The sequence below is a fragment of the Lacrimispora amygdalina genome (assembly GCF_003432035.1).
GTDB classification, from domain to species: Bacteria; Bacillota; Clostridia; order Lachnospirales; family Lachnospiraceae; genus Lacrimispora; species Lacrimispora amygdalina.
Window position 1 is genome coordinate 26,719 of record NZ_QOHO01000076.1, and the last position, 8,404, is coordinate 35,122.

9 protein-coding genes are annotated in these 8,404 nt (G+C 39.5%); 4 read left to right on the forward strand and 5 right to left on the reverse strand.

Annotation, left to right across the window (positions count from 1 at the left end):
• Positions 1-29 precede the first annotated feature (29 nt).
• From DS742_RS22650 to DS742_RS22670, 5 genes are all read right to left on the reverse strand, one after another.
• Positions 30-1,337 carry a TRAP transporter large permease gene (locus DS742_RS22650; protein ID WP_117419230.1) on the reverse strand — a complete coding sequence of 436 codons (1,308 nt, stop codon included), beginning with the start codon at positions 1,335-1,337 and terminating at the stop codon, positions 30-32.
• Positions 1,338-1,838: a TRAP transporter small permease gene (locus tag DS742_RS22655; RefSeq protein ID WP_117419231.1), complete on the reverse strand. Its 501-nt coding sequence runs from the start codon at positions 1,836-1,838 to the stop codon at positions 1,338-1,340.
• A gap of 1 nt (position 1,839) precedes the next feature.
• Positions 1,840-2,862 carry a TRAP transporter substrate-binding protein gene (locus DS742_RS22660; RefSeq protein WP_117419232.1) on the reverse strand — a complete coding sequence of 341 codons (1,023 nt, stop codon included), beginning with the start codon at positions 2,860-2,862 and terminating at the stop codon, positions 1,840-1,842.
• A 221-nt stretch (positions 2,863-3,083) separates the two neighbouring features.
• Complete coding sequence (locus tag DS742_RS22665) at positions 3,084-3,884, reverse strand: response regulator transcription factor (RefSeq protein ID WP_117419233.1); 801 nt, start codon at positions 3,882-3,884, stop codon at positions 3,084-3,086.
• Positions 3,885-3,896: 12 nt separating this feature from the next.
• Positions 3,897-5,360: a sensor histidine kinase gene (locus DS742_RS22670; RefSeq protein WP_117419234.1), complete on the reverse strand. Its 1,464-nt coding sequence runs from the start codon at positions 5,358-5,360 to the stop codon at positions 3,897-3,899.
• A gap of 419 nt (positions 5,361-5,779) precedes the next feature.
• Between DS742_RS22670 and DS742_RS22675 the strand changes: the two genes are divergently transcribed.
• From DS742_RS22675 to DS742_RS22690, 4 genes are all read left to right on the forward strand, one after another.
• Entirely contained in the window at positions 5,780-6,121 is a 342-nt protein-coding gene (locus tag DS742_RS22675) for a Mor transcription activator family protein (RefSeq protein WP_117419235.1), read from the forward strand.
• A gap of 42 nt (positions 6,122-6,163) precedes the next feature.
• Complete coding sequence (locus DS742_RS22680; protein WP_117419236.1) at positions 6,164-6,907, forward strand: hypothetical protein; 744 nt, start codon at positions 6,164-6,166, stop codon at positions 6,905-6,907.
• A 570-nt stretch (positions 6,908-7,477) separates the two neighbouring features.
• Positions 7,478-8,077, forward strand: coding sequence for a recombinase family protein (locus DS742_RS22685; RefSeq protein WP_170313550.1), 600 nt, complete (start codon positions 7,478-7,480; stop codon positions 8,075-8,077).
• A gap of 88 nt (positions 8,078-8,165) precedes the next feature.
• On the forward strand, positions 8,166-8,404 hold a 239-nt coding region (locus DS742_RS22690), incomplete at its 3' end, for a hypothetical protein (RefSeq protein WP_147325850.1).

The window sequence follows — 8,404 nt, forward strand, 5'->3', positions numbered from 1 at the left end:
AAAAAGAGGCAGTTTCCATTTACAAATTCTTATACATATCCAAGAAGCCCCGGTAGCCATAATGACAATGCGGGTATATACGATACCAGAAGAAGCACTACAAAAATAGCGGCAAAATAAAGCAGCAGTGTCTTTATGACATTTTCAATTTTTGTCTGACCTACTTTCACTCCTACAAACAGGGTCGTTCCCACTGGAGGAGTTATGGTTCCGATACATAAGTTAAAGATCATCATAATTCCGAAATGTATGGTATTCATTCCCAGCGCCTGGCATACAGGCAGAAAGATGGGAGTAAAGATCAGACAGGCCGGTGTCATATCCATAAATGTACCTACCAGAAGGAGAAGAATATTTATGATGAACAAAATAACATAACGATTGCTGCTGACTCCAAGCATTGCATCAGAAACTGCACCAGGTATTCCGGTAAATGCCATAACCCAGCTCATGATGCTGGAAACACCGATTAAAAAGATGATGATACCCGTCATCTGGGCGCTTTCCAAAAACAGTTTAGGCAGCTCTGAAAGCTTTAACGATTTATAGAAAAACAGGGACAGAACCAGGCTGTAGACTACGGATACCACACTTCCTTCCGTAGCCGTAAAGATTCCCCCAATGATTCCTCCAATAACAATTACAATCATGAGAAGACAGGGAATTGCCTGAAGACAGACACGAATTTTTTCCTTTGCAGTGAAACGTTTTGTACTTTGATATCCTTTTTTCTTAGCCAGAAAATAGATAACTATCATGCAGGCCAGACCCCATAGGATACCAGGTATATATCCAGCCATAAAAAGAGCCGCAACAGAAGTTCCACCGCTCACAAGGGAGAACGTGATCATAACGTTGCTGGGCGGTATCAAAAGCCCGGTTGGAGCAGTGGCGATGTTTGCTGCTGCGGAAAAATCCCTGTCATAGCCTTCCTCTTCCTCAATGGGTCCGATAATCGCTCCCATCGCGGAGGCAGCTGCTGTTCCTGATCCTGAAATTGCACCAAACAGCATGTTTGCAACTGCGTTTGTATGGGCAAGGGAACCAGGTATTCTCCCGGTAAACAGCTTTGCAAAATTAATGAGGCGGATTGCAATGCCTCCTTTGTTCATAATATTACCTGCAAGAATAAAAAAGGGAATTGCCAGAAGACTGAATATGGAAATACCGGAGAAAATTCTTTGTGCTCCTGTCAGCACCGCTGCTCCCGTGTTTAAAATAGGCAGAATGGCACATATGGATGAAACGGCAAGTGCAACTGCCACCGGAACTCCCAGTAAAAGCAGAATTACCAGAACCACCAATATGATCAGTCCGCAGAATATGGAAATACTCATTTATGCTTCCTCCTCCTTTACGCTGAAATCCGTATGCAGCATATCCACCGCATTAACCAGACAGAACATCATGATAAGAATGCCTGTAACCGGAACTGCGGCATACACATATCCCATGGGAATCTGTAACGATGCTGTTGTCTGCATCATTGTAAGTTTTGTTATGGAACTGCCGCCATACACCATAACCACGCCTGCAAATGCAAATGCCAGCATTTCAATGGCAAATTCCAGATATCTCTTTGCAGTACCGGTTATTTTATCAGCAAGAAAACCGATTCTCATATGATCTCTTTTTCCAAATACGTAAGCAGAAGCAAACAAAGACATCCAGGTGAAGGAATAAGTCAGCAGTTCTTCTGAAATAGTACTTGGTCTGTTAAAAAAATATCTGGTAATGATCTGATAGGTTCCAATTACAGTCATAGCTGCAAAAAGAAATATAATGACTGCTCCAAGAACTTTCATGATCCGGTCTTTTACCTGATGCATCACTGACATACTATTGTCCTCCTTTTATTTTTTCATTTTCATCCTGAATATGCTGGTATAAATCTCTGATCTTAGGATTTTCCTTCAGCATTTTTTCATGAAGGGGAAGTACCTTTTCTTTAAAAGCTTCCACATCAACATCTATGAACTCCACTCCCATATCTGTTTTGGCCTTCTCTTTTGCCTCTTCAATGCTTTTGTCCCATTCAGCAAGTTCTACTTCTGTGGAACGTTTGGCTGCCTCTTCAAAAACCTCATATTCTTCAGGGCTTAAACTGTTTAAAAATTTCAAATTACCTACCAGCATATCCGGTACCATCTGATGCTTGTTATAAGAATAGTATTTTGCTACTTCTCCGTGCTTGTTATTGGTAAGTGCCAGTTCATTATTTTCTGCTCCGTCAATTACTCCCTGCTGAATCGCAGTGTATACATCTCCAAATCCCATGGGCGCTGCTGCTGCACCGAATGAATTTACCATTGCCACACTTGCGGGGCTTTGCTGAACACGGATTTTCTTACCCTTTAAATCGTCCGGCGTACGAATCGGTGTTTTAGCATAAAAATTTCTTGTTCCTGCATTGTACCAGGTGACAACACGGAATCCCGCTTCGTCTGTGGAAGCATAAATATTCTGCATATAGTCCGTATCCTCCATAACAGAGCGGTACACCTCTTCTGAATCAAACAAATATGGCATGCTGAAAATTTCATAAACATCAGCAAAGGTCTCTAAATTTGCAGTTCCTGCCACTACAAAATCAATGGCTCCAGTCTGCGTAAGCTCTATGGCTTTCTGCGCAGAACCAAGAATCTCATTGGGAAATATCTGTACCTCATACTTATCTCCCAGACGTTCTTCCACATACTGTTTAAATGCAAGAAGACCTAAATGCTCCGGATGGGTCTCTGCCTGAGCGTGTGAGATCCGGATGATCCTTTTGCCCGAAGTTGCCATACCGCAGCCGCTAAGCCCTGCTGCCACAGCAGCTGCCAGAACGCCTGCTGCCAGTCTCTTTAAGAATTTCTTCATACGATTTCTTTCCTTCCCATCTGTTTTTTAGATGTATTACGGCAAAAAAATAAGCCCCGGGTTATATGATTGAGTACATCAACAAGGGGGCGACGCCTGCCTTAATGCTTTCTCAATTATATAACCTGAAGCTTTTTTTTGTACCGTAGAGGATTGTCTTCCAGGGAGAATATTTTAACATCCTCCTTGGGGCTTTCGCCAGTTTGCATAAATATAATCATTTATTTTTGTGCATTCTGACTATCCCTGAACTCAGAAGGAAGCACTCCGGTAATTCGTCTGAATACCTTGGCAAAATAATTGGAATCGTAATATCCAACCTGTATGCTCACATCCTTTACACTGGCATTTTTATTCATAAGCAGCTTTTTCGCTTCGTTTATTCTGACCTTGGTTAAATAGGTAGTGAAATTCTGGTCAAAACACTGCTTAAACAGTCTGCAGAAATAGGCATCCGAGTAGTGAAGCAGCCGGGCCGCATCCTGCATGGAAATTTCTTTCATATAATTATTCTTTATAAATTCCAGAATACGGGCGGCCACATCGCTCTTGGCATCTCCATCTGCCGGCTCATGAAGGTCCGAATCCAGTTCACGAAGTTCAGAACCGTCATCTGCCCCATCTCCACTTCCATTTCCCTTGTCCTGAATATCTGCAAGGCGCATTGCCTCCTCCATAACAGCAAGAAGTTCTTCTTCTTCGCATGGTTTGAGAAGGTAATCCAGAGCCCGTATAACAATTGCCCGTTTTGCATAGGAAAATTCATCATAAGCGGTAAGAAAGATGATAACACAATCCCTGCTAAGGCTCCTGATCCGCTCAGCAGCCTCCACACCGTTTAATTCCGGCATGGCGATATCCAGTATGGCAATCTGACACTTTTCCCGTTCAAATACAGCAATGGCGTCTGCGCCATCCACCGCTTCACTGATTTTTATGCTGTCACCGAAATGCCTGGTGAGCCTTCTGGCCAGTGCCATTCGTTCAATCTGTTCATCATCTGCCAGTAAAATACGATACATCTGTCTTCCTCCTTATGAATTCTTCTGATACTCCGGTGTAAAGGAAAGCTGCACTGCCGTTCCTTTTAAAGGAGCGCTGTATATGGACACTTCCCCGTCTTTATACATGCCATGGACTCTCCGGTAAATATTTCCAACACCGATTCCCGTCTTTTTTTCCTCTCCGTCTCTTAACGAGCACCGGATTTCCTCCAGTTTTTCATGGTCAATTCCTTCCCCTGTATCCGCTACTGAAATCACCAGTTTCCCCTCCTTTAACCAGGAACGGATAAGAATTTTCCCTCCCCTGCTTCTTTTCGAAAGCCCGTGTATGACTGCATTTTCAACCAGGGGCTGCAAAGAAAAAGAAGGTATCAGTATATCAAGCGTCTGAGGACTGCAGTCAGTAATGTACTGAAACCGCTGCCCAAAACGCATCTGCTGTAAATACATATAATCCTGAACAACCTTTAATTCCCTCTCTAACGGCATGACCGAATCTGTGGATTTTAAATTATAGCGGAACAGACTGCTGAGCGCAGAGATCATTCTCTCAGTCACTGATGCATCCTCAATCTGCGCCATGCTGGAAATCATATTTAAGGTATTAAAAAGGAAATGGGGATTAATCTGATTTTTAAGCATCTGCAGGCGGACCTCATCTAACTGCTTTTCCATCTCATGCTTTTCCGTCAATGCGCTGATATAACCACGGGTTGAAGACTTCATGGCAGAAAAAGCCCGCACCAGTCTTGCAATCTCGTCATCCCCTTCTCTCTTCACATCTTCGCCGGAGAAGTCATTTTTTCCGATCCGCGTCGAATCTTTCGCAAGTTCCACCACAGGACGTATGATGCTGCGGTTAATGGACCGGTTTAAAAGTTTAACAAAAAGCAGGGAAGCACCACCCCATATCAGGCTTGCCGCCGGGACGATCACCAGTAAATAGCGTTTTTTTTCATAGCTTTCATTGCCCTGCTTTACAGTCATCTGCTCCAGCTGTCCTGCATAAGCAGTCAGATAGGCCTGTACTCTGTAAATCGTATAAAGCTTTTCCGTATAATCCGGATCCTGCTTCGTAAGCTTATGAAATTTATCCCGGTAAACTGCATAATTTTCATACATATTCCGGATCGACCACACCTTTGCATATTGATACCGGCCTGTCTTTTTATAATCATAAGGCAGCTGATCCACCGCTTTCTTTGTATTTCTGCACGCCTTTTCATACACTTCACGGCTGTCTTTCGTATCATCTTTTATATAAGAAGCAAATGCATTCTTTTCATTCTCCATGGCAGACCAGAATGCCAGACTCTGTGAGTTGTTTCTTAAAACAGAACTGAATCCTCTCATTCCAAACCCCGCCACCATAAAATTAGCAATGATGGACAGTATGACCACAGCAGCTCCGCTGGCTGTAAGATAATTCACCTTCTTCTGGAGGGATAAGGACCCCCAGAACCAGCGCAGGCTGTTATATTTCTTTTCATTCATTTTATTTAACCTTTCAAACGTGCATGCACGGTAATTGGCGTTTTAAATCAGAGTATATCAGTTCTCAATCTTTTTTTCAAGCAGCTTCCTTTCCCTGATACATAAAAAATACCCCACATGCGACGCCTTTGCCGCACATGGGGTATTAAAAAGGGGAGGATTTCTATAAATCTGTTTATTATGGTTTACATTTGTTTACTACTAGCATAAATCTAGGTAGTAAACAATCTTTTTATCTTCTCACAGAGGATCTCCACGTGGGGGGATTGTGTCATATTTTGTGTCAAAAATTTTCGAATATTTAATGAGGGAATCGCAATAACACGACTGGACGAATAACTATAAATATAAAATAGTTAACCGTCTTTTTCTTTTGCTTTAAGGAAATTTTAAAGGAAATTTTCAAGGAAATTACTAGAGTGTATTTTCCAATAAAAAAAGGTATAGTTGATTTATCAATAATATTTATGAAAGCGGGAGGGGAATTGCATAGTGAGAAAAGAATTACTGCAACTGATTTAACAGGCGTATACAAAGAGATTGCGGAGGTGATTGGAATCGAAGCCACGATTCTTCTCCATAAGAATTTTCAAGGTCAGCAAATAACGCTACCAAAAAAACTGTTCTCAAAAGATTATATTTTGAAACAGGTAGAAATGACCAGCAATAATTCAGATATTAAAACAGTGGCATTTAAATATGGATATACAGAGCGACGCCTACGCCAGATCATAAAAGAAAACGAATGTAAAAATGATTAAAGATATTTGAAGTACAAGGTATCATAATCAGGAGGAACGAATGTGAAAAAACTAAAGATATTTTTACTTGCTATAGTAGCTTTATTTGTTATGCTCTTCATTATCGGTATGCTTTCAGGAACTGATTCTCCACAGGAAAGCGTGGAAATGCAGACAGAGGGATCCACTAAATCTGCAAGTTCAGAAACAACTGCACAGACAACAGCCCAAAGCCAGACAGTAACAGAACCGCCAGTGGAAGCGGAAACGGAAACCGAAACAGAACTGGCAACAGAAACGTCAACAGATAAATCCACTTCTTCCAATTATACGGCATTGGAAATTTATACAAGCCTACAAGAAAACGGGGTAGTTCCTTATGTCCTTACTGAAAAAGCCATACAGTTTTTATCAGATCATGACAATCTCTTTCCATTAAATGAAAAGAACTATGCAGAAATTACAGATGAATTAATTGATTATAATATCGAAGCAAAACATATTTCTAAAAACGACCGAAAATATGGTGATAAACTAATGATGATACCTTCTAGTCAAATCATACAAATTGAAGAAACCCAAATTAGTGACAACAAATATTTATCCGTTATTAATGCTATTGATTATGACGGATTACAATATTATATTCTCTATAATGGCGAGTTAGACAATTTTTATGATGGTGATGCCATAAGTGTAACCGGTCTTCCGTTGGGATATAGCAAGTTTGATAATACAAAAGGTGGGCAAACATTCGTAGTTGTGGTTGCTGGTTGTTTAATAACCGCTAATGAACCAACTGGCTAAAAGTAGAAACTATTTTTGTTACATATGTAAATTATCATCTAAATATAAGAAGAGAAAAAATAGTGTAAAACTAATGGCAATACTAATTGTAATGCTTATAGTGGCTTTTATTATCAACCGTTTATATCATAAAATATTTCATGTTACTTATTTCGGTTTTATGTCGCTTATTTTTGAATGGTTTGTTTGTCTAATAATTTCAGGAATTGTTGTAGATTCATTATTAAAAAGAATTTTTATAAAAGTAGCCGTATATCTCTAGGTGTGAGATATACGGTTTTTATTTTTAAAATTTATAAGGCGTACAGACTAGAAAGGGGGTGAGATAATGAAGCTCATTTTCAAAGAACTGACTGTTCAGTTAGTTGTTACTACTGTTCTATTCTTATCTGATGTCATAGCAAAGTCAATTTCTAAATCCAAGTAGCTAGTCTGCAAAGGTGTACCTTTACGGACTGGCTATATTACTATCTATTTGCGTTCATAAAGGTTGGTCTTGATCTTTGCGGACATATCCGTAATTACTTCAACCTTTGTGAACGTATCTTTTATAATGAAAGGAGATTTTTAATGAGCGGAAAAAAGATGGCATATGCAAGGGTTAGTTCCACAAGCCAGAGTTTGGACAGACAGATTGAGGAATTGAAAAAATATGTAGATGAGTCCAACATCATAGTTGATAAAGCCAGTGGAAAGGACTTAAACAGAAACGGATTTCAGGCTCTCAAAAGCCCGTTGGGGTTGCGAAAAGGTGATACGCTTATAATTAAGTCACTAGATCGTTTAAGCAGGAATAAAGCCGATATAAAAAATGAATTGGAATGGTTTAAGAGTAATCATGTTAATTTACAAATTCTTGACTTGCCAACAACCATGATACAACTTCCAAGTGGTCAGGAATGGATACGAGATATGGTAAACAATATCATTATCGAGGTTATGTCCAGTATTGCAGAACAGGAACGGCTTACAATTCGCCAACGGCAAAAAGAAGGAATTGATATAGCAAAAAAGCAAGGAAAACATATGGGACGTCCTTCATTGGAGAAGCCGGTTGAATGGGAAAAATATTATGATATGTGGAAACGGGGAAATATTTCCGCTAAGAAAGCAATGGAATTCTTAAATTTAAAGAAAACCAGTTTTTATAAATTAGTTAGCGAAAAATAATGTTTTTCAGATGGTAGTGATATTTCTATTCCACTACCATCTGAAAAACGTTATAATATAAAAAATTCATATAAAAATGGAGGAGCCCATGGAAAGAGAAGAAAACTATTCTTTTATAAAATATCTTGAACAAAATGAACAAGATTTCTTTTATTATTCAGAAGATAAAAAAAATCGAGGGATATATATAACTCCAAATAATAAAACAGATCAATATCCTATTAAAATTGCAAATGCCTATCCTAAAATTAAAAAATTAGATTTAATTAATCGTTCTTTTAGGGAATGCGAATACGAACTAGAATATTCTTTATCTAATCAGAAAAA

Coding starts and splice junctions, on each gene's coding strand:
- DS742_RS22670 (WP_117419234.1), bottom strand. CDS start 5,360: ATGAATGAAAAGAAATATAACAGCCTGCGCTGGTTCTGGGGGTCCTTA.
- DS742_RS22655 (WP_117419231.1), bottom strand. CDS start 1,838: ATGTCAGTGATGCATCAGGTAAAAGACCGGATCATGAAAGTTCTTGGA.
- DS742_RS22660 (WP_117419232.1), bottom strand. CDS start 2,862: ATGAAGAAATTCTTAAAGAGACTGGCAGCAGGCGTTCTGGCAGCTGCT.
- DS742_RS22665 (WP_117419233.1), bottom strand. CDS start 3,884: ATGTATCGTATTTTACTGGCAGATGATGAACAGATTGAACGAATGGCA.
- DS742_RS22650 (WP_117419230.1), bottom strand. CDS start 1,337: ATGAGTATTTCCATATTCTGCGGACTGATCATATTGGTGGTTCTGGTA.
- DS742_RS22685 (WP_170313550.1), top strand. CDS start 7,478: ATGAGCGGAAAAAAGATGGCATATGCAAGGGTTAGTTCCACAAGCCAG.